Consider the following 23,658-nt stretch of genomic DNA (forward strand, 5'->3'; position numbering starts at 1 on the left):
TCCCGAAAAGTGTGAAGTGATTTTCATATAAGATGCGCGTCAAAACAAATAAACAGAGCGCCGATTTGATAAAATCAGATCGAGATGTGCTCTAATACACGAGGGGCTTATGACGGCTGAAGACACAAAGGCACTGTTTTTTGATCGAAACCTTTGTGGGCTGACACCCCTTGATGACGAGAGAGCACAGTCCTTCCTGACTGATCTTGAAGAGCGGGCAAAGGAAGAAGAACTTGGCCGCGTCGAAGCCCTTTTGCAAGACAAACGCGCCGCGAGCTTTCTGGCAGCCGTCCTTGACCTGTCGCCCTTTATGCGCGAGGCGCTCATCCGTCACCCGCGCATTCTTGATCGCATTGCAGTCGATACGCCTGAGCAGGCGCTTGCCAATATTCTTTCCGAAATTGTTGCATCCGGCCTCGAAGACGGTGTGACCGAGGCGGCGTTGATGAGCAGCCTGCGGCAACGAAAGCGAGAGGCGCATGTGCTGATTGCACTTTGTGATCTGGCTCGGATTTTTAATACCGAAATGACGACTGGCTGGCTCACGGATCTCGCAGAAGCCTGTACGGGCGCAGCCGTTCGTTTTCTTCTGCGCGATGCGGACAGTGCCGGTAAAATCAAGCTGCTGGATCGCGATACCCCCGAAAAAGAAAGCGGCTGGATCATTCTTGGCATGGGTAAGTTCGGTGCGCGCGAACTTAATTATTCTTCCGATATTGATCTGATTGTTTTTATCGATTCAGAACGCCCGGCGATTATAGACCCTTATGAGTGCGTGGATACGTTCTCGCGGATGACGCGGCGTCTGGTTCGTATTCTGCAGGATCGCACGGCTGACGGCTATGTCTTCCGCGTCGATCTCAGACTTCGTCCTGATCCGGGATCGACACCACTGGCAATTCCGGTGGGGGCAGCGCTTCATTATTACGAAGGGCGCGGCCAGAACTGGGAACGTGCAGCGATGATCAAGGCGCGGCCTGTTGCCGGTGATCGCGAATCTGGCCAGCAAGTGCTTGCCGAACTTAGCCCCTATGTCTGGCGCAAATATCTCGATTATGCGGCAATTGCTGATGTGCATTCGATCAAGCGGCAGATTCATGCGCATAAGGGCCATGGCGATATCGCCGTGCGCGGGCATAATGTGAAACTTGGGCGCGGCGGTATCCGCGAAATCGAGTTTTTCGTGCAGACACAGCAATTGATTGCCGGTGGACGTTTTCCCGAATTGCGTGGCAATCAGACGGTCCCAATGCTGGCCAGACTTGCCGAGCGCGGCTGGATCACCGAGAAGGCACGTGATGCGCTTGGCAAGGAATATTACTTCCTGCGCGATGTTGAACATCGCATTCAGATGGTTGCCGATGAGCAAACCCACATTCTCCCGGAAGATGATGAAGGCTTTGCCCGCATTGCCCATATGATGGGCTATTCTGATACAGCCGCGTTTTCCGATGTGTTTTTATCGGCGCTCAAGATCGTTGAAAAGCACTACGCTGCATTGTTCGAACAGGCGCCCGAACTTGGTTCATCCAGTGGTAATCTCGTTTTCACCGGCGATGTCGATGATCCGGGAACATTGGAAACGCTTGCCTCGATGGGGTATGAGCGCCCAAGCGACATTTGCCGTGTCATCCGCACATGGCATTTTGGCCGTTATCGCGCCACACAATCAGCCGAAGCACGCGAGCGTCTCACAGAACTGACTCCAGCCTTGTTGCAGGCTTTTGCCGCAACAAAGCGCGCAGATGAATCGCTTTTGCGCTTTGATGGTTTTCTGCAGGGACTGCCTGCGGGTATCCAGCTTTTCAGCCTGCTTCAATCCAATCCGCGCCTTCTCAACTTGCTTGTGATGATCATGAGCGCCGCCCCCCGGCTTGCAGAGGTGATCACGCGCAATCCGCATGTCTTTGATGGACTTCTCGATCCGGCAATTTTCTCGGAAATGCCAACGCGTCATTATCTTGAGGAGCGGTTGCGCGTTTTTCTGGGTGCTGCCACCGATTATGAAGAAGTGCTCGACCGCTTACGCATTTTTGCGGCTGAACATCGCTTTTTGATCGGCATTCGTCTGCTCACCAGTGCGATTGATGGTGTTCGGGCAGGGCGCGCATTCTCCGATCTGGCCGAACTGATGATTGGTAAGGCTTTCGAGGCAGTGGAAGCCGAACTTGAGCGCCGCCATGGCAAGGTGAAGGGCGCGAAGGTTGCATTGCTTGCCATGGGCAAGCTTGGCAGTCGCGAACTGACTGCAGGCTCCGATGTCGATCTGATCCTGCTTTATGATCATGACAAGGATGCTGAGGAATCGGATGGCGCGAAGCCGCTTGCGCCGTCGCAATATTATATTCGACTGACACAGCGTTTGATTGCGGCCTTGTCTGCGCCAACCGCCGAAGGCGTGCTTTATGAAGTCGATATGCGTTTGCGCCCCTCCGGCAATAAAGGCCCCGTTGCCACGCATATTGAATCATTTGGCAAATATCAGCGTAGCGAGGCATGGACGTGGGAACATATGGCGCTCACCCGTGCGCGCCCGATCCATGGCGACGTGGCATTCAGCGACTTTATCAGGGGCGAAATTGACGAAGTGCTGGCGGCCAAACGCGACACACACAAGATCGCCAAAGATGTGCACGAAATGCGCGACCTCATTTATGAGGAAAAGCCGCCGCGTGACGATTGGGATTTCAAGCTGAAACCCGGTGGCATTGTTGATCTAGAATTCATCGCGCAGTTTGCCGTGCTGACCGGCAAGGAAATCAGGCATCCCCGACCCTTGGGAACCGAAGATGTGCTGGCGGGATTAGACCCGTCTTTTGCCGCCCCTGCTGTCATAGACACTCTGGTTGAGGCACATCGCTTCTACACAAATCTCAGCCAGACAATCAGGCTCTGTCTGGGGGGCGATGCAAAACGCGAAGAATTCATTCCCGGAATGGTTGATCTTCTTTGCCGTGCGGCCGAACTGCCAGATATTGATCGCGTCGAACATCATTTGAGCGAACTTGCAGCAACGGTTCGAACCAGCTTTGATACGCTGATCAAATAATCATGCCGCGTGGATTTCCGCCTCCGGGTTATTGACGCTTTTCTGTCTGCGATCGGGAATGCAGACGGAAACCACCGTTCCAACACCTTCGGTTGAGCGGATGCGCAGCCAGCCGCCATGCAGCTCTGCAAGCGAACGGGTGATCGCGAGGCCAAGACCTGAACCACTATGCGTTTTGGTGAACTGGTTTTCCACCTGCTCGAATGGCTGGCCGATTTTCTTGAGCGCGGATTTCGGAATGCCCACGCCTGTATCCTGAATGGTCATGAACAGCGCTGAGCCGGTCTTGCGTGCGCGCACCGTGATATGGCCGTTATGCGAAGTGAACTTCACCGCATTGGACAGAAGATTGATCAGGACCTGCTTGACCGCACGGCGGTCGGCATTGAGTTGCATCGCTTCTTCAATGCGCGTTTCAACCGTGATGTTTTTCTCATCTGCTTGCAACGAGATCATACGCACGGTTTCATTGATGAGCGGACAAAGGTCGATCTCTTCGCGATCAAGCGAGAAGTGACCCGCTTCGATCTTCGACATATCGAGAATGTCATTGATCACATTGAGCAGGAAGTTACCGCTGGTGTGAATATCGTTGATATATTCCTCGTAACGGTCTGAACCAAGCGGCCCGAATGTGCCAGCCTGAATCATCTCAGAGAAGCCGATAATCGCATTGAGCGGCGTGCGCAGTTCATGGGACATATTGGCAAGGAATTCAGATTTGGCACGGTTCGCAGCTTCCGCGCGTTCCTTTTCCTGCCCGTATTTACGCGCCAATTCCGAGAGCTCACGCACCCGGTCGCGCTCGCCTTTGCGGGCAATGGAGAGGTCGTGAATGGTCGCCATCAAGCGGCGTTCGCTATCCACCAGACGCTCCTGATGCTGTTTGATCTGCGTAATATCGGTGCCAATCGAAACAAGACCACCGTCCTGCGTGCGGCGTTCGTTGACCTGGAGCCAGCGACCATCACTCAACTGGCGTTCAAACGTCTGTCCGCCAGCACGATTGTGCTCGTTGGCCATGCGGCGTTCGAAGCTGAACGGGCGGGTATGCGCATCAACCTCGTTGCGTGGTACGCCGGGCTTCAATGTCCAGACAGGCAGGCCTGCATATTCGCTGAATTTGGAATTGGCCATTACCAGACGATTGTTGGAATCCCAAAGAACGAAGGCTTCGGAAATGTTTTCGATGGCTTCGCGGATGCGCATATCGGCCTCTGCCGTCTGTTGCGCAAAGCGATGCTGTTCGCTGACGTCAAAGGCAATGCCGACCAGATGCAGTTCATTTTCTGCTGCAATCTCAGCGCGAACCCGCATCCATACCCACGAGCCGTCCGCGTGGCGCATGCGAAACACGCGATCAACATGTGAGATGTCGCCAGCCGCAGCCTGCTCGGCGATGGAATACAGATCGCCATCTTCCGGGTTGATGATTGCCGATACGTCACCAAAAGCCAGCACGGCATCCTGCGCTTCATAGCCCAGCATTTCATACATGGAGCGCGACCAGTAAATGCGCCCCCGCGCCATATCCCAGTCCCACAGGCCGCCGCGACCGCGCGCCAGCGCCATATCAATACGGCGCTGGATCTGGCCAGAAAGATCGTCGGCCTCCCGAGCCCGTGCCGCCTGGCTGAAATAAGCATAGAGAATTGCAAACATCACGCCGGTCGTACCCGCAAACAGCGTCACATTCAGCGAGACTGCACGCCGCCATTCGGCAAAGATCGTGCTTTCCGGTTCAGCTGCGATAATCGAATAAGGCACGCTGACTGGTTTTGACACCGTGCCATAAGCGGCTTCCCCCTTCATGACGATCGTCAGAACGCCAGCGCGCTCCGCAAACATGAACAGCGGCTGGATGTCGCTGAATACCTCGTCCGCCTGTTTTCCCACTATGTCCGCCGCAGGCCCCGAGGCGGTCACGATGACAGATTCATCATTGACCATAGCAATGGTCATCCCGCTGGATGAAAGACCACGCGCGCGAAATTCGGCAATTGTATTGTCCAGATCTTTCGGCGTCATTTGCGCGCCGGACTGTGTGCCATTGGAGGCACGCTCGATCATCTGCGCGAGATTGGCGGTCGCGGCTGAGAGCGCAGCCTTATGCTGCAATTCAATGTCTTCACGCCATGAAAGCATCGAGAACACGCGCGCTGCGCCAAGGATGACAAGAAAAATAATGATGAGGGCTGGCACAAGACGGCGCAATGCAGGTTCGAATGCCGCGAACTTGCCATAGGCAGGACCTGCAAGAAGCTTGGCATGGCCCGAAAGCCTGCTCTTCTTGCGCTTTGCTTCGGAGTAGCCACGCTTCCCCGCCGCCGCGTCATACGCGTCGGTGCTCGCCATGTGTCGGCCCCTCTTGATCCGTCGTGACAGTTTCCAATATGCGCCAAAAAGCGCCGCCCACTCGAAACTGCGTGAATTGAAATCTTTACTCAAAATCGTTCGGAATACGCCGCCTCCGAACAGCTTCAATGAATCAAAAGTGATTCGTGCTGTCCAGCGAATTCGTTAACGAGATGTAAAAAATGACATTCCTTGATGACATTTTCCGTTGAATCTCAATCTGTTAAGTAGAATCAGTTTGAGAAGTGGCCCATCTAACGTCATGAAAAGACTCATGAAAGCCGTAAGCCTTCGCAGGATTTATGCGATACTTCTTGAATATAGCCAGAATGATAAAACCCGACCCGTTTCGAGTCGGGTTTTACGAATCACGCAATCATCTCAGTGATTCGCGAATCAGTGACCAATCAAGCAAGCGTCCTGTCCACGATGTCCCGCAGGTCGGTCGAGAGCTTTGGTGTCGCTGATATGCGTGCCAGAGCCGCGCGCGCATGTTCACGGCGCGTGTCTTCGAGTGCGCGCCACGAACGCAGAGCTGTTAGCAGACGCGCTGCAAGCTGCGGGTTTTCTGGGTCAATTGCCAGAATGATATCAGCAAAGAAGCTGTAAGCTGCACCATCTCTGCGATTGAAGCCTGTCGGATTGCTGGCCGAGAATGCACCAATCAATGCACGCACACGGTTCGGATTCTCAAAGGAAAGAAGCTTGTGTTTCGTCAAAGCACGAACCGCCTCAAGCGCTTTTTCGCCCGGACGCGTTGCCTGCACGATAAACCACTTATCCATGACCAAACCATCATCGCCAAAGCGCTTTTCAAAGGAGGCGAGAGCGCCTTGTGCTTCGTGACTATCACCAAAGCGATGCACCAGAATGCTCAATGCGGCTGCGCGTTCGGTCATGTTGTCGCCATCGGCAAATTGTTGCGCTGCCCGTGCAGGATTGTTTTCATGGCGGCTCAGATAATCGAGAAGCACATTCCGCAAGGCGCGTTTGCCTGCCGATACCGCATCGGGTGAGAAGGCACCTTCTTGTTGCAGGCTGGTGTAAAGAGCCGCAAATTCTTTGGCATAAGCCGACCCAATGGCCGCGATCAGATGATCACGGCTTGCAAAGATAGCATCCGGGTCAACGTTCTCGCCAATTTCGCGGGCGATGTCGCTTTCCGTTGGCAAGGTCAGGCACAACGCACGGAAGGCGGGATCAAGCGTTTCATCGAAAGCAATGCGTCCGGCAAGTTCAAGGATATTTGGGTCGGTTTCTGGCTTATAGCCGCCACGCACGCGTTTGGTGCCTTCAAGCAACGCCTGCGTGAAGATATTGGTGAGTGCCTGCCAGCGAGCGACCGGGTCACTGTCATTGAGCGCGAGAAAAGCCCGGTCTTTTGCATCCAGTGGTAAAACCAGATTGATTGGCGCTGAGAAGCCGCGCAAGAGCGAGGGCACAGGACGCTCCTTAATGCCATGGAACGTGATTGTTTCTGATGCGCGATGCAGATGGATAACACCGTCCTGTACATCGCCACCTTCGACAGATGAGGGGTGAATGTCCTTTCCATCCGAGCCCAAAAGGCCAAAGGCGATAGGAATATGCATGGGCCTTTTCACCGGCTGGCCGGGAGTGGGCGCAAGAGATTGAATGAGATGGATGGTATAGGTCTCGTTTACAGCATCAAAGTCGAAGCTTGCCTCAACCTTCGGTGTGCCTGACTGATCGTACCAAAGCGCGAACTGCGAGAAATCCCGACCGGATACATCGGCAAAGACTTTGATAAAGTCTTCAATGGTCGCCGCATCACCATCATGGCGCTCGAAATAGAGGTCCATACCTTTGCGGAATAGTTCAGCGCCGATGATAGTGTGGATCATCCGCACCACTTCCGAGCCCTTTTCATAAACAGTCGCGGTGTAGAAATTGTTGATTTCGCTGTATTCGCGTGGACGCACGGGGTGCGAAAGGGGGCCGCTATCTTCTGGAAACTGCTGCGCTTTGAGGATTTTCACCTCGGCAATGCGTTTCACAGGGCGCGAGCGTTCATCGGCTGAAAACTGGTGATCGCGATAAACGGTCAGGCCTTCTTTGAGACACAGCTGAAACCAGTCGCGGCAGGTGATTCTGTTTCCCGTCCAGTTATGGAAATATTCATGCGCAATAACCGCTTCGATGCCTGCATAATCCACATCCGTTGCCGTTTCGGGATCAGCCAGCACATATTTATCGTTGAAGACGTTAAGGCCCTTGTTCTCCATGGCCCCCATATTGAAATCCGAGACGGCGACAACATTGAACACATCAAGATCATATTCGCGGCCGAATTTTTCCTCGTCCCAGCGCATGGAGCGTTTGAGCGCATCCATTGCATAAAGCGCGCGATCCTGTTTGCCATGCTCGACATAAATGGCGAGATCGACCGGACGGCCAGATTGTGTGGTGAAATGATCTTTCACAACATCAAGTGAGCCGGCAACGAGCGCGAATAAATAGGACGGTTTCGGATGGGGGTCGTGCCAGATGGCAAAATGTCTGTCGGTTGTGCCAGACACGGCGCCGTGTTCGACAGGGTTTCCGTTCGCCAGCAATATGGGCGCGGCTTCCTTCTCTGCATCAATGCGGACTGTATAGACCGAAAGCACGTCTGGACGATCATAATAGTAAGTGATGCGCCGAAACCCTTCTGCCTCGCACTGTGTGCAATAGACGTCGCTTGAGCGGTAAAGCCCTGAAAGCTGGCGATTTGTCGTCGGGTTCACTTCGGTGACGATTTCCAGCGAAAAACGTTCGGCGTCTGGAAGATCCGTGATCTCCAGCTTGTCCGGTGTCACGGCGTAGCTGTTATTGCTGAGCACTTTGCCATCAAGACGAATGCTGATGAATTTCAGTTCATCGCCATCCAGCACAAGCGGCGTGCCCGCGACTGTTCCCGCACGGCGCTCGATGATGAGTTCGGCACGAACGATCGTCTTTTCCGGTTCAAGTGTGAAATCGAGTTTCGTTTCCGGAATGGCGTAAGGGGTCGGGCGGTAATCCTCAAGACGGAATGTCTGGCCGGTTTCAGTGCGCATTGCGAAACTCTTCTCTGTAATCACTTCGATACAGGAGTCGTATCCGGCTTTTGAGCAAACGACAAGAAAGGCAAAATGACAGGATATTTTTTACGCAATCGTGAAAGCCTGACGAGGCCATGTGGTCAATTATATTCTCGTTCATACCACGAACCAAAAATATAATTGTCCACATGGCCTAGTGCTTTATTGCGAACAAGCCTATGGATATCACAGTCACTACAATTTCCCACCTTACTCCTTTGCCCTCCCTGTTTTAAGGAATTGCGTTGTGAAGTCCCTTCCGGACGCGGCCTCCGCAAATGCTCAGATCAGCCAAACTGTCGAGCCTGATCTGCTTCAAAATAATCCAATGCTGGGGATTAGCCTCAAAGTTGCTTCTGTTGCAGTGTTTGTCGGCATGTCGACCTTGCTCAAGGCCGCAGATGGTATCCCTCTCGGACAACTGATTTTCTTTCGGTCTTTTTTCGCCGTATTGGCAATCCTGGTGTATTTCGCAGCGCGTGGGCAAATATCCGGTATTCTCCATACGCAGCACGGTTTCAGCCATTTCTGGCGTGGAATGGTCGGCGTCGCTGCGATGACCTTAAGCTTTTATGCATTGACCAAACTGCCTTTGCCCGAAGCAATTGCGATCAATTATGCATCACCGCTTATTGCTGTGATTCTTGGCGCTGTCATTCTGCGTGAAGTTGTCAGAATGTATCGTTGGAGCGCTGTCATTGTCGGGCTTTTGGGTGTTCTGATCATCATATGGCCGCGCATGACGTTGTTTGCTGAGGGGCATGTGGGTCGGAATGAGGCGATGGGCGCTCTTGCGGCACTTGGCGGTGCAGTCATGGCTGCGTTTGCCATGATGCTGGTGCGACGTCTGGTTCAGACCGAGCGCACATCGACAGTTGTTATTTATTTTTCAATCTCAGCAACCGTCATTTCGCTGGCGAGCATTCCTTTTGGCTGGGTTATGCCAAGTGGCCCGCAGCTGGCAATGTTGATTGGCGCGGGCATCGCTGGTGGCATCGCTCAAATTCTGCTCACCGAATGCTATCGTCATGCCCCCATGAGCACGATCGCACCGTTTGAATATACATCGATGCTGCTCGGTTTGGCGATTGGCTTCTTCTTTTTCGGCGATATTCCGACATTGGAAATGCTGTTAGGCAGCGCGATTGTCATGAGCGCCGGCGGCTATATTATCTATCGTGAGCATAAGCTTGCAATTGCGCCGCATAAGACCAATACGCCGCAACAAGCACAGTGAGCCCCATGTCTGGACGATTTATTCTGATCTTGGATCAAGCTGCATGGTTTCAGGCGTGGGCTGCCCGTCGGGTGTATAAATCTTGAACTCAGTTTTCTGATCGCTGACGGCTGGGCGCTCAAAGCGGCGGATACGCCAGAAGGCATGCAGCCCATAGGCGGCATAGGAAACGGCCATTGTGACAAAGAAGCCGGAGGCCCCCATAACATCCATGAGCTGGCCTGATAGCGCAGGACCAATAACGCTGCCCGCTCCGTAAATGATAAGCAACCCGCTCGAAACTTTCACGAATTCGCTGGCATCAGCATAGTCATTCGCATGAGCGACATTCAGGCTATAGACTGGATAGATGACCGAGCCGAAGAGAAACATCATCGTATAAAGTGCATAGGGTGATGTGGGGTGCACAATCAGCATGATCAATGAGATTACAAAGCCGATAACACCGGCGATAACCATCACATAACGGCGATCGACAACATCAGAAGCGCGACCAAGCGGATATTGGAAAATAACACCGCCTATCATGGCGCATGCCAGCATTGTGGCTATACTAAAGGTCGAAAGCCCGTTCATCTCGCCGTAAATCGCAGCAAGAAAGCTCCATGTGCCAGCAACGATTCCGGCAATCAGTGAACCAACTGCTGCCGCAGGAGATCGGCGGTAAAGACCTTTGAGATCGAGTGTGACCTGTGTCAGTGGGTTTGGTGATTGTGCGCTGGAAAGAGCGGTCGGCAGAAGCGCGCTGGCGTAGATGATCGCACAGATAATGAAGAGGGTCTGCGTCGTGGCATCGCCAAAGGGCAAAATATACTGCCCGCACATGAGCCCGAGCATGGTGATGATCATATAGATCGAGAAGACGCGGCCCCGTGATTCATTGGTCACGCGTTCGTTCAACCAGCTTTCGATGATCATGTAGGAACCGGCCAGCGAAAACCCCGCAATGCCGCGAAAAACCATCCAAGCATAGGGATTGACGATAAGCGAGTGGAGCAGCAGCGCGATGGATAAAAGCGTCAGCAGCGCGGAGAAGACGCGGACATGGCCGACACGGCGCACCAGATGGGGGATAACGATGCAGCCAATCGTGAAAGCAAGCGCATAGGTCGTGCCCATCCAGCCGATTGTTGTCGTGGACCAGCCCTCAAGCCCGCCGCGGATCGGCAGAAGAATGCCCGCAAGGCCACCGGCAAGCAGCATGAGAAATGTGCTTGTAAGCAAAGCGGCTATGGGCAGAAGCTGGCCAGCCATGAAAAACTCCACCAAGAGCTATGTAAAAAGAATATCAGTCACGTCGATATGGCCGATTAATAGAAGTTTACGGCATGTTGGTGACATGTGGCTCTGCCGATGCCATTCAAATCAGTGAAGATCAATCGCCAAATTCGGCGAGCTTTATTTTTACGGCAAGAAAATCGCGCCATGCAAAGCGCTTTTGTGCAGGCGTGCGCAACAAATAAGACGGATGCAGGGTTGGCATAACAGGAATTTCAATGCCTGAAGCCGTGCGGTGTATTTTCCAGTGGCCACGCAAACGCAAAATGCCTTCCGTCGCCCCAGTCAAAGCTTTGCCTGCGGGGCCACCAAGCGCAACAATCACTTTGGGAGCTGCAAGCTCAATCTGCCGTTCGATGAACGGGCGGCACAATTCTGCTTCCAGCGGCGTCGGTGTGCGATTTCCCGGTGGGCGCCATGGTATCGTATTGGCGATATAGACGTTCTCGCGCTTAAAACCGATGGCCTCGATCATATGATCAAGAAGCTGGCCCGACTTGCCGACGAATGGTAAGCCTTCCATATCCTCGTCACGTCCTGGAGCCTCACCAACAAACATAATGTCTGAAGACGGATCACCATCCGCAAAACATAGTTTCTTGGCGGTAAATTTGAGATTGCAGCCATCAAATGCTGCAAGCTTTTCACGCAATTCATCAAGCGTTGCGGCTTGTGAAGCCACTTCATGGGCCAGAGCGATCTGGCTATTGTCGGGAACGTCGGCGGCAGCCTGCACGGGGCGGCTGGTCGGGGAAGGCGTTGCTGCTGGGCGTGGGGGCTGTTGTTGCGCGCGCTGGCGCTCCACTTGCGACGATGGTCTGCCTTCCGGCGCTGCTGGTGAATGCGCTGATTGACGCTGCGGCTCAGCAAAGCGATCAATGGGTGTATCGGAAAGCGGCATGTCAACGCCCGCTTCCGCATAAAAGCGCAGCAGACCTTCCATATCCAGCGTTTCCCGATCATTGGTCATGTTTCTACCTCACAGATTGAGGTGGCGAATTTTGGTCATGAATGCAAGAGCAAGGCGTATAATTCCGGTTCATAGAGTGACTGGGCGCGCAGAAATATGTGTTGCGTCACAATAGCCCACAGCCCGTTCATCGCTTTTTTCAATTGACGTTTACGTTAAGGTAAATATTATCATTGCTGTTATTGCAGTGATTTTGGACAATTGGACGCATATGCGCCAGTCTTTAACTCTGCGAGAGGGTAAGACGTTAATGGGAACAAGACCAGTAAGATATGGTTTATCGCCATTCGCGATAGGTTCATGAGCAAAAAACAATTGGATGCATCACCTGCGCTGAAATAGTGAGGGGGAATGTAAACCAGACGGAGGCACGAATGTCTGAAGGCCCAGCAATCGCGAGCCATGAGCTTCCCGAACGCGAAAGCATGGAATTTGATGTTGTGATTGTCGGCGCAGGCCCTGCTGGCCTTGCTGCGGCGATCCGGTTCAAGCAGATCAATCCTGAGCTTTCAGTCGTTGTTCTTGAAAAGGGTGGGGAAGTCGGCGCGCATATTCTCTCAGGCGCAGTCGTTGATCCAAGCGGTATTGATCAGCTTCTTCCGGGCTGGCGAGAGGAAGAGGGGCACCCCTTCAAGACGCCAGTGACGGCTGACCATTTTCTGTTGCTGGGGCCTGCTGGCTCTGCGCGCTTGCCAAATTTCATCATGCCGCCGCTGATGAACAATCATGGCAATTACATTGTATCGCTTGGCAATGTCTGCCGCTGGCTTGGTACGAAGGCTGAAGAGCTTGGCGTTGAAATCTATCCGGGCTTTGCTGCGACGGAAGTGCTTTATAATGATGAAGGCGCTGTGATCGGTGTGGCAACGGGCGACATGGGCATTGAGCGCGATGGCACACATGGCCCGAATTACACGCGCGGCATGGCATTGCTTGGCAAATATGTGCTGATTGGCGAAGGTGCGCGCGGTTCGCTGGCCAAGGAACTGATCGCCAAGTTCAAGCTTGATGAGGGGCGCGAGCCAGCCAAATTTGGTATTGGCCTCAAAGAGCTTTGGCAAGTCGATCCATCCCAGCATAAGCCTGGCTTGGTGCAGCATTCATTCGGCTGGCCGCTGGACATGAAAACCGGCGGTGGCGCGTTTCTGTATCACCTTGAAGACAATATGGTTGCGGTTGGTTTTGTGCTGCATCTCAACTATAAAAACCCATATTTGTCGCCGTTTGAAGAATTTCAGCGCTTCAAGACGCATCCGGCAATCCGCGCTACTTTTGAAGGTGGCAAGCGCTTGTCTTACGGCGCGCGCGCGATCACCGAAGGCGGATACCAATCGGTGCCAAAACTGTCTTTCCCTGGCGGCGCGCTGATCGGTTGTTCGGCAGGCTTTGTCAATGTTCCACGCATTAAAGGCAGCCACAACGCGGTTCTGTCTGGCATTCTTGCCGCCAATAAAATTGCAGAAGCCTTGGCGGCTGGCCGTGCCAATGATGAGCCGATTGAAATCGAAAACAGCTGGCGCAACAGTGCCATCGGCAAGGATTTGAAGCGCGTTCGCAACGTGAAGCCGCTGTGGTCGAAGCTTGGAACAGTTGTGGGTGTTACTCTTGGTGGTCTTGATATGTGGACCAATCAGCTGTTTGGCTTTTCGTTCTTCGGCACACTGAAGCATGGCAAGACCGATGCGCAGGCATTGGAACCTGCAGCAAAGCATAAGAAGATTGACTATCCGAAGCCGGATGGCGTTCTGACTTTTGATCGTCTGTCGTCAGTGTTTCTGTCGAACACCAATCACGACGAAAACGAGCCAGTGCACTTACAAGTCGCTGATATGAAATTGCAGCAGACGTCAGAACATGATGTTTTTGCTGGTCCATCGACACGCTATTGCCCGGCAGGCGTTTATGAATGGGTGGATGCTGACGGCAATTCTGCAGCTGACCCACAGGCCAAAGACGTTCGCTTTGTAATCAATGCGCAGAACTGCGTGCATTGCAAAACGTGCGACATCAAGGACCCGAACCAGAACATCAACTGGGTTCCGCCACAAGGCGGCGAAGGACCAGTTTATGTAAACATGTAATGTTTACAGGAACTGTGTCCGTCTCGACCGCCGCTGAAAAATGCCGGCGAAGGACCAGTTTAGGGAAACATGTAAATGGAAAAGGCGGTTTCAAACCGCCTTTTTTATTGAAGCATAACGGATTGCGTTTCCGGCTCATCAGTATCGGGCCGGACAGGCAAAGGAACTGAAAAATCAAGCCTGACGGGCAGATGATCCGACCCTACGTTGTCGCGTGAAATGGCAACAGGTTCTTGGATTTCGTCGCTTACGAGAACCTGATCAATGGGCAAACCGATATAAGGTGCAAGTACCACGGAAAGACTTTGAGGCATCCATGTGCCGCCGATTCCGGTCAACGCCCTCGTGGCCGAAGCCTTTTCAATACGATGGACTGCATTGCTCCACGGCGTTGCGTTGAAGTCACCCGCAATAATCGACGGGCCGTTGAATTTTTGCAATTCCGGCGCCAATGCATCAATGGTCATGGCCTGATTAAATGGCCATGGAAGGGCAGCGTGATAAGCCGCAACGTTGACGCTTGTGCCACTGAAATCGATCGCTGTCATAGCAAGGCGGTTATCGCCAAGGCAGTGTTGTTTGCTGCCTTCACTGAATGGGCGGCGGGACAAAATACCCACGCCCATCTTGCCGCCATCGATGTGGCATTCAAAATGATAAGGATATGTGCCTTTGAGAATATCGATCCACATCGCCCAATCGGAACCGGCTTCCTGATAGGTGATCACATCAGGTTTTTCCTGCGCAATCATTTGCAAGACGCGTTTTGGTTCAGGATTATTATAGCGTAGATTGATCTGCACCAGACTATAACGCGCAGCAGATGCTGGTGTCGTGGCCTGGGCTGCGGATGATCCTTCAAGCAGATTGCGTGCCGCGCTCACTGTTGTGCTGAAAGCAAGGATTGCAAACAGCAGGATCATTGCTCCCTCTCGCCGCATCGTTGTGAACAGAAGCGGCAGCGCAAAGAGCCCCATCAGAATTGCAAGATGTGGCCGGAAATGCGCAAGTGAATCAAACATCGGATGCGCTGCGCCGAGAAATCCGAGCACAAGCGGAACTGACACCAGAACGGCGGTGATCAGCAGGAAAAATGAAAGGCTTTCACGGCGTTTTGACATGACAGGCGCTTAGCGTTTGATTGCGGCGTGATGATGGTGCCGCAAGTAAACCCGCAGCACCCTTATCATTATTGAAACGCCGTCTCGTAGAAGCTCCTGAGTTTGCGTGAATGCAGCCTTTCGTCTGGCATGGCGGCAATCTTTTCCATGGCGCGAATACCAATCTGCAAATGCTGCGCGACCTGTCGTTTGTAAAAGTCCGTTGCCATTCCCGGCAGCTTCAATTCGCCATGCAGCGGCTTGTCGGAAACGCACAAAAGCGTGCCATAGGGAACGCGGAAGCGGAAACCATTGGCTGCAATCGTGGCTGACTCCATATCAAGTGCAACGGCCCGCGCCTGCGAAAGACGCTGAACCGGGCCGCGCTGGTCGCGCAATTCCCAGTTTCGATTGTCGATTGTGGCAACAGTGCCGGTGCGCATGATGCGCTTTAAATCATAGCCTTCAAGGCCGGTGACTTCCTCAACGGCTTCTTCCAGGGCAACCTGAATTTCTGCAAGAGCTGGCAGAGGCACCCACACAGGAAGATCGTCATCAAGAACGTGGTCTTCACGCATATAGGCATGCGCAAGCACATAATCGCCAAGCTCTTGACTGTTGCGCAGCCCAGCGCAATGTCCCAGCATCAGCCAGGCGTGCGGGCGCAACACCGCAATATGGTCTGTAATCGTCTTTGCGTTGGATGGGCCAACACCGATATTGACCATGGTGATACCGGAATGATCAGCCCGTTGCAGATGGTAGGCTGGCATCTGCGGCATACGCTGTAATGCGTTGCCGATACTCGGCGCAGATTCTCCGGCGCGCGTTATCGCGTTACCCGGCTCGACGAAACTGTCGTAACCGCCGCCACCTTCTGCCATAAGCTTGCGTGCATAGTCGCAAAACTCGTCCATATAGAACTGGTAGTTGGTGAACAGCACGAAATTTTGGAAATGTTTCGGGCTGGTTGCGGTGTAATGGGCAAGCCGGTGCAGCGAATAGTCAACGCGCTGTGCGGTGAAAGGAGCGAGCGGCATTGGCTCGCCGGGTATTGGATCAAAGTCCGCATTGACGATTTTGTCGTCAGTGGCAGCCAAATCCGGCACGTCAAACAGATCGCGCATTGGGTGCGTGAAGGCATTGGCAACCGATGCCTCGACATAGGTGCCTTCCATGAAGGCAAAATGGATCGGAATGGGGGTTGCCGATTCCCGAACGGTGACGGCAACACCGTGATTGCGCATCAGCAGGCGGATTTGTTCGTTGAGATAATGATCAAACAGATCAGGTCGTGTAATTGTTGCTGCATAATCGCCGGGCATGGTCACGTGGCCATAAGCAAGCCGTGTATCGACGTGAGCGAAGCTCGACGTAGACAGGCAAATTTCGGGATAAAAAGCCCTATATCGCTGCGGGCGGACCTCTCCCTTTGCCAATTGCTCAAAAGCCTTGCGGAGAAATGCGGTGTTGCGATCATAAAGTTTGCGCAGCGCGGCAACAGCCGCGCCAGCATCGGTAAAAACTTGCGGCTCCATAAAGGGCGGCGTTTTAATTTCGTTGAGAAATGGATGTTCGATTCGCTGTGTCATAGCCTAGTATAACAAAGTCTTTGACACGCGCATGTCTCACTTTATGAGCTTCGTTGCAGACTCACGTACAGGACGAGTCCGGCGGCACTCATCTGTGCTTTCTGGCCGATTTGCGTATAGGCAAATGTAGCAGCAGGTCCGGTAAAAGCCGCTGTGAACAGTAAAACGCGCAATGCAATCAGTGCGGAGAGACGGCAACGTGAAATCATAGCCTTGTCTCTTCGCGCGCAGGTTTGAGATGCATCACGGTCATCGGGCTGACAACGGGGTTGTCACGATAGACATCATATTTTCGATCAACAAAGAGACCTGCAATGATTGCAAAACCTGCAATCATCAAACAGACTATTGTGACACGCCATAACAGCATATTTCCCCCGGCTTCAAAATCGTTTGATCTATGCGGTTGAGTTTAAAGCTGCCATCTGAACTGCTCCTGAGAGCTGCATTCATCCGGCGTTCAAAAATATTGATGTTTCATTAACTTGATCGCTTCGCACTTGTGCCAAGCTGCACGAATCTTATGTTAACTCGCATCGGAAATACGCACAAAGCCAAGAAAGCGGGAGACAAATACCTATGGCTGAGCAGATAAAACCCATTGAGCTTTACTATTGGCCCACCCCAAATGGCTTTAAGATCAGCATCATGCTGGAGGAATTAGGCGTTCCCTATGAAGTCAAATATGTCAATATCGGCAAGGGCGATCAGTTCCAGCCGGACTTCCTCAAAATCGCACCGAACAACCGTATGCCTGCGATTATCGATCCGGAAGGTCCGGGCGGCGAGCCGATCTCGGTGTTTGAATCCGGTGCGATCCTGCAATATCTCGGCAGGAAGTTCGGCAAGTTCTATCCAGCAGACGAACGCAAGCGCGTTGCCGTTGATGAATGGCTGATGTGGCAGATGGGCGGACTTGGTCCTATGTCGGGGCAGGCAGGGCACTTCCGCGTTTATGCGCCGGAAAAGGTGCAGTACGGCATCGACCGCTATACCAATGAAGTCAACCGTCTTTATGGCGTGCTCGATCGCCAGCTTGAAGGCAAAGATTATATCGCAGGCGAATATTCCATCGCTGATATGGCGAGTATCGGTTGGATCAATGCTTACAAAAATTTTGACCAGAAGCTGGAGGATTTTCCCAACCTCAAGCGCTGGCATGAAACCATGAATGCGCGACCTGCCGTACAGCGTGGTCTTGTGGTTGGTAAGGAAGAGCGCGAATGCGCATTGGCCTCGGCAAACAAGGAAGAAGAGCAGAAAGTGCTCTTTGGTCAGAAAGCGCGATAATGATAAAAGGCGGCTGAGAAGCCGCCTTTTATATATAGGTCTATTGCCTTGTGAGGCTTTCGCTTTTGCAGATCAAGCCGCCCATAACGCAGCCCGAAAGCGATAGCGTGTTGCCCTTGACGCTTGCCTTGCCCGTATAGGTCTTGCCTTCGTCGAGCTTGTTGACTTCACCCTTATAGCTGCCGTCCTTGCCCGACATGGTGCCGATCGACTTGCCCTTATATTCGCCGGTCTGTACGGTGCCGCAATATTTGCCGCCACCGCAGGCGGCATAGCTGATGATCGTGCCATTCGGACGTTTCCATGTGCCGACAATTGCCTCATTGGCAAAGGCAGGTGCTGCAAGCGTCGCGCTCAATGCAACAGTTGCCGTTATTCCCAAAAACAGTTTACGGATCATGCATTCCTCCCAAAATGCGGCAAGGCAATCAGCCTTGCGGAAAACTTACGCAAACGTAAACGTAATGGAGTTTTCGTCGAAGTGGAAGAGGGATAATTTGCGCACGGCAGCAATGTTTCTGACATGATCAATCTGCGTCATGGTTATCATCTGGTTTAAAGGTCCGCTGCCGCAAAATTGCGTTATTTTAGAAAAGTACAGCAATTGTCGGCCTTTGGATGTTTAACAAATTCCGAAGTTTACCCCTTGTTTGTATTTCGTTGTCGCGTTGTTAAGCATCTGTTTTAACGCGCATTTTAATCCTGTGTCTTATCTTGAAGACCATGAACGGAACGACAGATCCGACAATCTGCGGCGGCGAAAGTCAGCCACGGAAACAAAGAGCGGACGGTTCTCGGGATTTAACAGGGACAAAGAAAATGACACAGTTTCAGAGCGTTACACAGCACCACACGACAACTTCACAGGATCGCATCCTGCTGGAGATGGGTTTGAAATATGCTATTGGTCGCGACTGTGAAATCGATGTGGTTGAAGCGCATAAATGGCTCAACATCGCAGCCATTCGCGGCAACCAGAAAGCTGAACGTATGCGTAATCAGGTTGCCGCAACCATGAGCAAAAGCGAATTGGCCGCAGCCCTTCGTGGCGCGCGTGAGTGGATGACCTCTCACTGACGGCAATATTCGGATTTTAACTCTGTTTCAATAAAAACGAGACAAGGGCATGTAATTTCGATATATTTACTTTGCACATCTAAACTAAGTAACACATAAAAAATGACGGTCAGAAATTTTGTGTTGTAGATAATGTTAATATTAAGCAATTGATTGACATATACCTTGTATCATATCAAGCTTAGTAGAGTAAGAAATATAAAAGCTATTGCGGTCGATCAAACACATTCGCTGTTTTGAAATATCGTGAGAAGCGATCCGTATACAACGAATTCAATAGTCCGTATCTGACAGGGAGCGACGCGATGTCTATTCGTACCTTTACAGCCATGGCCGGCACCGCAATGATTTTGGGCGCATCTGCCTTGGTTTTCTCATCCCCGGCAAGCGCACTGACCATGAAAGAGTGTAGCGCGAAGTATCAGGCTGCCAAAGATGCTGGAACGCTTGGCGGTGTAAAATGGAATGATTTCCGTAAATCGCAGTGTGGTGACGATGCAGCCGCAGCGCCCGCTGCTCCGGTTGTTCCGGCGAATAAAGCCGCAGCCCCTGCCAAAAATGCAGCCGCTCCTGCTGCAGATGATGCTGGCAAAGGCCTTAGCATGAAGCAGTGCAGCACAAAATATCAGGCAGCAAAAGATGCCGGTACCGATGGCGGTGTCAAGTGGAACGATTTCCGTAAGTCGGAATGTGGACCGGGTGCGGATCCGGTTGCGCTGACCACCGATGGCAATTCAGAGCCTCCTGCGCCAACTGTTGCTGCACCGCGTGGTGTGAAATTCCCGACAGCTGTTTCTGCCAAGTTCTCAAATGAATCTCCGGGCAAGGCGCGCATGCATACTTGCCTTGAGCAGTATCATGCGGCCAAGGATGCAAATGCGCTTGGCGGACTTAAGTGGGTCCAGAAGGGCGGCGGCTACTACAGCCTTTGCAATGCACGCCTGAAGGGCAATTCGTAAGTTCAGAGCTGTTCCCGCACGTTACAAACGGCGGGGACAGCCCTGTTTTTGCTCTACGCATTATTCAACGCAAAGGTTTTTCGCACTTTTGCTGGGGATACTTTATCTTAAACGGCTTTAAGTCGGTTTGAACTTGCACCGTTTTAGATGGAAGGGGCCTTGCTGATCGGCAAGGCCCTTTTTTATTCGGGTGGCTGTTGCTCAGCCTCTTTTAAACCAGCCGCTCACCCCCACCACGAGCCAGCCCAGAATCATGAGGCTCCCGCCGGTAGGGGCCGCCATCGGAAATAGCCTGTTCCCGATCATATCCCGCATAAACAGATCGCCACAGAACAGCACCAGCCCCGCCACCAGCACTGCCGCGCCAATATTTGCGACACGGCTGTTTGGAATAATCAGTGACAAAACCAGCAGGGCAGGGGCGTGGCCGAGCAATATCGGAGCGATGGCACTTAGATGATTCTCCCCGCCATGTGCTGCACCGGCATAGGCCGCTATGGCCAGAGCACCACAAAGGCCTGCAAGTGTGCCAAACAGAATATTGCGGGGTTGGCTGCTGTTTTGGATCGACATATCATTACTCCGCTCTCAGGCTTTGTTTAAAGCGTTTCGGGCACTTGCAAGTGCTGCGGGCAATGCTGCTTCAAACATATCCAGTTGTTCATTCACACCAACACTCACGCGAATGCAGCGATCAAGGACAGGCGCGCCGGGTTTGCGGACAAAAATGTCCCGTTCAATCAGACCATTGAGAACAGCGGTCGCAAAAGCTCCGTCATGTCCGCAATCAATGGTGACGAAATTCGTGGCTGAAGGAATAGGTTTTAGCCCCTGCTGTTCTGCGATTTTCGCTACTCGATCCCGGCCCGCATGAATCTTCCCTACGACCGCGTGCAGATAATCCTGATCTTTCAATGCAGCAATTGCAGCCGCCTGTGCAATCCGGCTGACCGCAAAATGGTCGCGGATTTTGTCAAATGACTTGATCGCATCTGCACAGCCTACAGCATAGCCGACGCGAATCCCTGCAAGTCCGTAAGCCTTGGAAAAAGTGCGCATGCGCAGGATGTTTGTGCGGTCGGTCTCAAAGGCCGGGAATGCTGAGGCTGGTCCGGTTTCGCAGTAAGCTTCATCGAGAATTAGCATTGTTGTTTCTGGGATGCGCTCGATAAATGCCTGAATATCCGCCCCGTCATGCCATGTCCCCATCGGATTGTCCGGATTGGAAATATAAAGCAGCGCCGGCTTTTCCTGATGCGCTTTATCAATAAGAGCGTCGAGGTCAGGCTTGTCAGCATTGTAAGGGACAGTCAGCAGATTTCCGCCAAAGCCCGCTACATGATAATTAAAGGTAGGATAGCCACCGAGTGAATTGATGACTTTATCACCTTGTTGAACATATAGCCTGACAACAAGCCCCAGCAGTGCATCGACACCTGCACCCGGCATGATGTTTTCAGGCTTTACCCGGTGATGAGCGGCAATTGCCTGACGAAGCGCATAGTTTTCCGGATCGCCATACTTCCAGACCTCTGAGGCTTCTTCCTGCATGGCCTGAATGACGGATGGAGCGGGGCCAAAGCTGCTTTCATTTGCACCGATGCGCGCTGTGAAAGGTTTTCCGCGCTGTAATTCCAGCGTTTCAGGCCCGGTGAAAGGAACGGTGGAGGGGAGGCTTTCAACAAGCGGCGTAAGTCGAGGCGATGCCATTTTGCTTCCGATTGATTTCTTTGTAAGGCTAAGAACGACAGAAGATGGAAACCTGTGTTCACAAACTCACGAATAACGACTTTTCCCTAGCCATATCAACTTGGATCAGTTTCTGCCAGTTGCAGACGGAAGCACAGCCGAATTATTGCAATATTTTGTCTTCGGCTTATCGGCTCTGCCAGAGCAACGAATATGCACCGCATATGATCGCTGTTTTGCTCTTCGAAAAAAAGCGCGTCATATCGCTGACACTGCGATCAAAGCGCTTAAAGAATATCGCAACGCAACGGGGTCGAGCCTTTTTGACACAGTAGCCTGGCGGCTGGGCCACCTCCTTCGGGCACCAAAATGAACAGGCGATCTGCTGCGTCAAGCCGTTGAGATGGGGAAAGGTCCCGTTCTTCGCGTCTTTCCTTGCATAGCTGGTCGTTATAGGTGTCATTTTCATTCAATGAATAGGCGTGAGCCTAACGATCAAGCTGTGATGATAACCAGATAGAGTCTGACCCCGTTTCGTGCGTGAACCACACCGCAGTGAGATGAGGATCGATAAGATTATGCTTGGAGCGCCGATCTGATCCAATCAAATCACCGCTCTAAGCATTTGTTTTAACGCGCATCTTTCCCGAAAGCCGTTTCACACTTTTCGGGATGCGCTCTAAAATGAAATTGGGCAGAGCACAGATGTGATTTAATCAGATCAAACCGCGCTTAGATGGTAGAAATATCTGACAAAATCGGCGCCAGTGCTTGTATCCCGACAGCCCTGAGTGAGAGCATTTCCTGTTTTGACTGAAGGGTTGGAAATGCTCTCCCTGTTTGTTTTTACGCATTATCCCACGCAGAACCGCTTCGCGCTTTTGCTGGAAACGCTCTACTGAATCTCCAGAACCTTCACACACGAATCGAGATCATGGGTTGCGAGATGGGCGTAACGCATTGTCATCTGCAAAGTTTGATGCCCCAGCCACATTTGAACACGTCGAATATCGATCCCTCCGCGCACGAGACGCGACGCGCAGGTATGGCGCAAAATATGCGGAACGACCTGATCATCCGCCCCAAGGCCAACTTCAATTTTTGCATCGTTCCATACCTGGCGGAAACGAACCTGATTGAGCATCGAGAAAGGCCCTTTAAGGCGCTGACGTTCAATCGTAGTCGCTTTGCGTGCACGGCGGGTCAAAGGAACTGTGCGGCTTCTGTTGGATTTTGTCAGCCAGAAGGTAACACGCTGATCCTGCAGGTCATTCCAGGTCAGCCCTATGGCTTCTCCGAGGCGACAGCCAGTATCGACAAGAAAAACGGCTAATCTGTAACTTTCTTCACATCGATATTTGATGGCAGCGAATAGTCGCTTTTCTTCCTCATATTCGAGAAATCGAATCCGTCCCACGCGCTCTTTTTGTCGGACAAATTCCGGCAGACTGTAAATATCCCCCATCTTGTTCGCCTTTCGCAGCAGCTTGCTCAAAGCAGCCATCTTTCTATTGATGGTTGCATTGCTGTTACCGCGCTCACGAAGCGAACCAATGACAAAGTCGAGCATTTCCTGATCGAAACCCGAAAAGCGGGCGCCTTTCAAAATCTCGTCTATCTCACCGAGAAACGATTTAACATTATACTTGTGCGATCCGTCATCCCAGAGAATGTTAATATATTTTCCTGTTAGTTCAGCCAGTGAGAATTGTTCGACAATTCTGTGTTTCTGATTCCTGACAGATGTATATTCCAGATTATAATCGACAACTGGCGAATATGTATCGCCACTATCAATCGTCGTGCCCCCAACGATGATCATAGTAGGTCCCCCATATTATTATGGAGAACACACTTAGAGAAATAACAAGTAAAGCACAAGATAAGCAAGCTAACAT

Annotated in this window: 17 protein-coding genes; 6 read left to right on the forward strand and 11 right to left on the reverse strand. The window is 52.3% G+C overall.

From position 1 onward, the window contains the following. Positions 1 to 109: 109 nt before the first annotated feature. On the forward strand, positions 110 to 3,049 hold the full coding sequence (locus ABE527_RS04220) for a bifunctional [glutamine synthetase] adenylyltransferase/[glutamine synthetase]-adenylyl-L-tyrosine phosphorylase (RefSeq protein WP_499696214.1): 2,940 nt from the start codon (positions 110 to 112) through the stop codon (positions 3,047 to 3,049). Here the strand turns inward: ABE527_RS04220 and ABE527_RS04225 are convergent, their stop codons facing one another. Together ABE527_RS04225 and pepN are read right to left on the reverse strand one after the other, a co-directional pair. Next, the gene (locus ABE527_RS04225) at positions 3,050 to 5,404 is read right to left on the reverse strand and encodes a PAS domain-containing sensor histidine kinase (RefSeq protein WP_499693557.1); all 2,355 of its coding nucleotides are present in this window, start codon (positions 5,402 to 5,404) and stop codon (positions 3,050 to 3,052) included. Between the two features lie 407 nt (positions 5,405 to 5,811). After that, a complete protein-coding gene (gene pepN, locus ABE527_RS04230) occupies positions 5,812 to 8,463 on the reverse strand; it encodes an aminopeptidase N (protein ID WP_499693558.1) in 2,652 nt (883 codons plus the stop codon). Positions 8,464 to 8,815: 352 nt separating this feature from the next. On the opposite strand from pepN, the gene ABE527_RS04235 reads away from it, so the two are divergent. Next, positions 8,816 to 9,724, forward strand: coding sequence for a DMT family transporter (locus ABE527_RS04235; RefSeq protein ID WP_499696326.1), 909 nt, complete (start codon positions 8,816 to 8,818; stop codon positions 9,722 to 9,724). An 18-nt stretch (positions 9,725 to 9,742) separates the two neighbouring features. On the opposite strand, the gene ABE527_RS04240 is transcribed toward ABE527_RS04235, so the two are convergent. Both ABE527_RS04240 and ABE527_RS04245 read right to left on the reverse strand, forming a co-directional pair. Further along, positions 9,743 to 10,978 (reverse strand): MFS transporter, encoded by a 1,236-nt coding sequence (locus tag ABE527_RS04240; protein ID WP_499693559.1) that lies wholly within the window; start codon positions 10,976 to 10,978, stop codon positions 9,743 to 9,745. A gap of 121 nt (positions 10,979 to 11,099) precedes the next feature. Beyond that, positions 11,100 to 11,972, reverse strand: a complete 873-nt coding sequence (locus tag ABE527_RS04245; RefSeq protein ID WP_499696215.1) for a uracil-DNA glycosylase — start codon at positions 11,970 to 11,972, stop codon at positions 11,100 to 11,102. A gap of 374 nt (positions 11,973 to 12,346) precedes the next feature. Here ABE527_RS04245 and ABE527_RS04250 point away from each other — a divergent pair, with 374 nt between their 5' ends. Continuing rightward, on the forward strand, positions 12,347 to 14,053 hold the full coding sequence (locus ABE527_RS04250) for an electron transfer flavoprotein-ubiquinone oxidoreductase (protein ID WP_499696216.1): 1,707 nt from the start codon (positions 12,347 to 12,349) through the stop codon (positions 14,051 to 14,053). 104 nt (positions 14,054 to 14,157) lie between these two features. Here ABE527_RS04250 and ABE527_RS04255 read toward each other — a convergent pair whose 3' ends face one another. The 3 genes from ABE527_RS04255 to ABE527_RS04265 form a co-directional block, all read right to left on the reverse strand. Next, positions 14,158 to 15,174 (reverse strand): endonuclease/exonuclease/phosphatase family protein, encoded by a 1,017-nt coding sequence (locus ABE527_RS04255; protein WP_499696217.1) that lies wholly within the window; start codon positions 15,172 to 15,174, stop codon positions 14,158 to 14,160. Between the two features lie 68 nt (positions 15,175 to 15,242). Further along, positions 15,243 to 16,745 carry an AMP nucleosidase gene (locus tag ABE527_RS04260; protein ID WP_499696218.1) on the reverse strand — a complete coding sequence of 501 codons (1,503 nt, stop codon included), beginning with the start codon at positions 16,743 to 16,745 and terminating at the stop codon, positions 15,243 to 15,245. A gap of 205 nt (positions 16,746 to 16,950) precedes the next feature. Then, positions 16,951 to 17,115 carry a hypothetical protein gene (locus ABE527_RS04265; protein WP_499693564.1) on the reverse strand — a complete coding sequence of 55 codons (165 nt, stop codon included), beginning with the start codon at positions 17,113 to 17,115 and terminating at the stop codon, positions 16,951 to 16,953. A 209-nt stretch (positions 17,116 to 17,324) separates the two neighbouring features. Between ABE527_RS04265 and ABE527_RS04270 the strand changes: the two genes are divergently transcribed. Continuing rightward, positions 17,325 to 18,035 carry a glutathione binding-like protein gene (locus ABE527_RS04270; protein ID WP_499696219.1) on the forward strand — a complete coding sequence of 237 codons (711 nt, stop codon included), beginning with the start codon at positions 17,325 to 17,327 and terminating at the stop codon, positions 18,033 to 18,035. Between the two features lie 40 nt (positions 18,036 to 18,075). On the opposite strand, the gene ABE527_RS04275 is transcribed toward ABE527_RS04270, so the two are convergent. Then, positions 18,076 to 18,435, reverse strand: coding sequence for a DUF2147 domain-containing protein (locus ABE527_RS04275; protein ID WP_499693565.1), 360 nt, complete (start codon positions 18,433 to 18,435; stop codon positions 18,076 to 18,078). Between the two features lie 419 nt (positions 18,436 to 18,854). Between ABE527_RS04275 and ABE527_RS04280 the strand changes: the two genes are divergently transcribed. Together ABE527_RS04280 and ABE527_RS04285 are read left to right on the forward strand one after the other, a co-directional pair. Beyond that, positions 18,855 to 19,112 (forward strand): sel1 repeat family protein, encoded by a 258-nt coding sequence (locus ABE527_RS04280; RefSeq protein ID WP_499693566.1) that lies wholly within the window; start codon positions 18,855 to 18,857, stop codon positions 19,110 to 19,112. Positions 19,113 to 19,417: 305 nt separating this feature from the next. Further along, positions 19,418 to 20,071, forward strand: a complete 654-nt coding sequence (locus ABE527_RS04285; RefSeq protein WP_499696220.1) for an antifreeze protein — start codon at positions 19,418 to 19,420, stop codon at positions 20,069 to 20,071. 201 nt (positions 20,072 to 20,272) lie between these two features. Here the strand turns inward: ABE527_RS04285 and ABE527_RS04290 are convergent, their stop codons facing one another. From ABE527_RS04290 to ABE527_RS04300, 3 genes are all read right to left on the reverse strand, one after another. Beyond that, the gene (locus tag ABE527_RS04290) at positions 20,273 to 20,644 is read right to left on the reverse strand and encodes a DUF423 domain-containing protein (protein WP_499696221.1); all 372 of its coding nucleotides are present in this window, start codon (positions 20,642 to 20,644) and stop codon (positions 20,273 to 20,275) included. Between the two features lie 15 nt (positions 20,645 to 20,659). Beyond that, a complete protein-coding gene (locus ABE527_RS04295; protein WP_499696222.1) occupies positions 20,660 to 21,781 on the reverse strand; it encodes a pyridoxal phosphate-dependent aminotransferase in 1,122 nt (373 codons plus the stop codon). 874 nt (positions 21,782 to 22,655) lie between these two features. Next, positions 22,656 to 23,582, reverse strand: a complete 927-nt coding sequence (locus ABE527_RS04300; RefSeq protein WP_499696223.1) for a tyrosine-type recombinase/integrase — start codon at positions 23,580 to 23,582, stop codon at positions 22,656 to 22,658. Positions 23,583 to 23,658: the final 76 nt, after the last annotated feature.

It is taken from the genome of Brucella sp. TWI432, assembly GCF_039674445.1.
Classification (GTDB): Bacteria; Pseudomonadota; Alphaproteobacteria; order Rhizobiales; family Rhizobiaceae; genus Brucella; species Brucella chromiisoli.

Excerpts from the sequence above, each read along its gene's own strand:
- ABE527_RS04220 (WP_499696214.1), top strand. The coding sequence starts at position 110 with ATGACGGCTGAAGACACAAAGGCACTGTTTTTTGATCGAAACCTTTGT.
- ABE527_RS04225 (WP_499693557.1), bottom strand. The coding sequence starts at position 5,404 with ATGGCGAGCACCGACGCGTATGACGCGGCGGCGGGGAAGCGTGGCTAC.
- pepN (WP_499693558.1), bottom strand. The coding sequence starts at position 8,463 with ATGCGCACTGAAACCGGCCAGACATTCCGTCTTGAGGATTACCGCCCG.
- ABE527_RS04235 (WP_499696326.1), top strand. The coding sequence starts at position 8,816 with ATGCTGGGGATTAGCCTCAAAGTTGCTTCTGTTGCAGTGTTTGTCGGC.
- ABE527_RS04240 (WP_499693559.1), bottom strand. The coding sequence starts at position 10,978 with ATGGCTGGCCAGCTTCTGCCCATAGCCGCTTTGCTTACAAGCACATTT.
- ABE527_RS04245 (WP_499696215.1), bottom strand. The coding sequence starts at position 11,972 with ATGACCAATGATCGGGAAACGCTGGATATGGAAGGTCTGCTGCGCTTT.
- ABE527_RS04250 (WP_499696216.1), top strand. The coding sequence starts at position 12,347 with ATGTCTGAAGGCCCAGCAATCGCGAGCCATGAGCTTCCCGAACGCGAA.
- ABE527_RS04255 (WP_499696217.1), bottom strand. The coding sequence starts at position 15,174 with ATGTCAAAACGCCGTGAAAGCCTTTCATTTTTCCTGCTGATCACCGCC.
- ABE527_RS04260 (WP_499696218.1), bottom strand. The coding sequence starts at position 16,745 with ATGACACAGCGAATCGAACATCCATTTCTCAACGAAATTAAAACGCCG.
- ABE527_RS04265 (WP_499693564.1), bottom strand. The coding sequence starts at position 17,115 with ATGCTGTTATGGCGTGTCACAATAGTCTGTTTGATGATTGCAGGTTTT.
- ABE527_RS04270 (WP_499696219.1), top strand. The coding sequence starts at position 17,325 with ATGGCTGAGCAGATAAAACCCATTGAGCTTTACTATTGGCCCACCCCA.
- ABE527_RS04275 (WP_499693565.1), bottom strand. The coding sequence starts at position 18,435 with ATGATCCGTAAACTGTTTTTGGGAATAACGGCAACTGTTGCATTGAGC.
- ABE527_RS04280 (WP_499693566.1), top strand. The coding sequence starts at position 18,855 with ATGACACAGTTTCAGAGCGTTACACAGCACCACACGACAACTTCACAG.
- ABE527_RS04285 (WP_499696220.1), top strand. The coding sequence starts at position 19,418 with ATGTCTATTCGTACCTTTACAGCCATGGCCGGCACCGCAATGATTTTG.
- ABE527_RS04290 (WP_499696221.1), bottom strand. The coding sequence starts at position 20,644 with ATGTCGATCCAAAACAGCAGCCAACCCCGCAATATTCTGTTTGGCACA.
- ABE527_RS04295 (WP_499696222.1), bottom strand. The coding sequence starts at position 21,781 with ATGGCATCGCCTCGACTTACGCCGCTTGTTGAAAGCCTCCCCTCCACC.
- ABE527_RS04300 (WP_499696223.1), bottom strand. The coding sequence starts at position 23,582 with ATGATCATCGTTGGGGGCACGACGATTGATAGTGGCGATACATATTCG.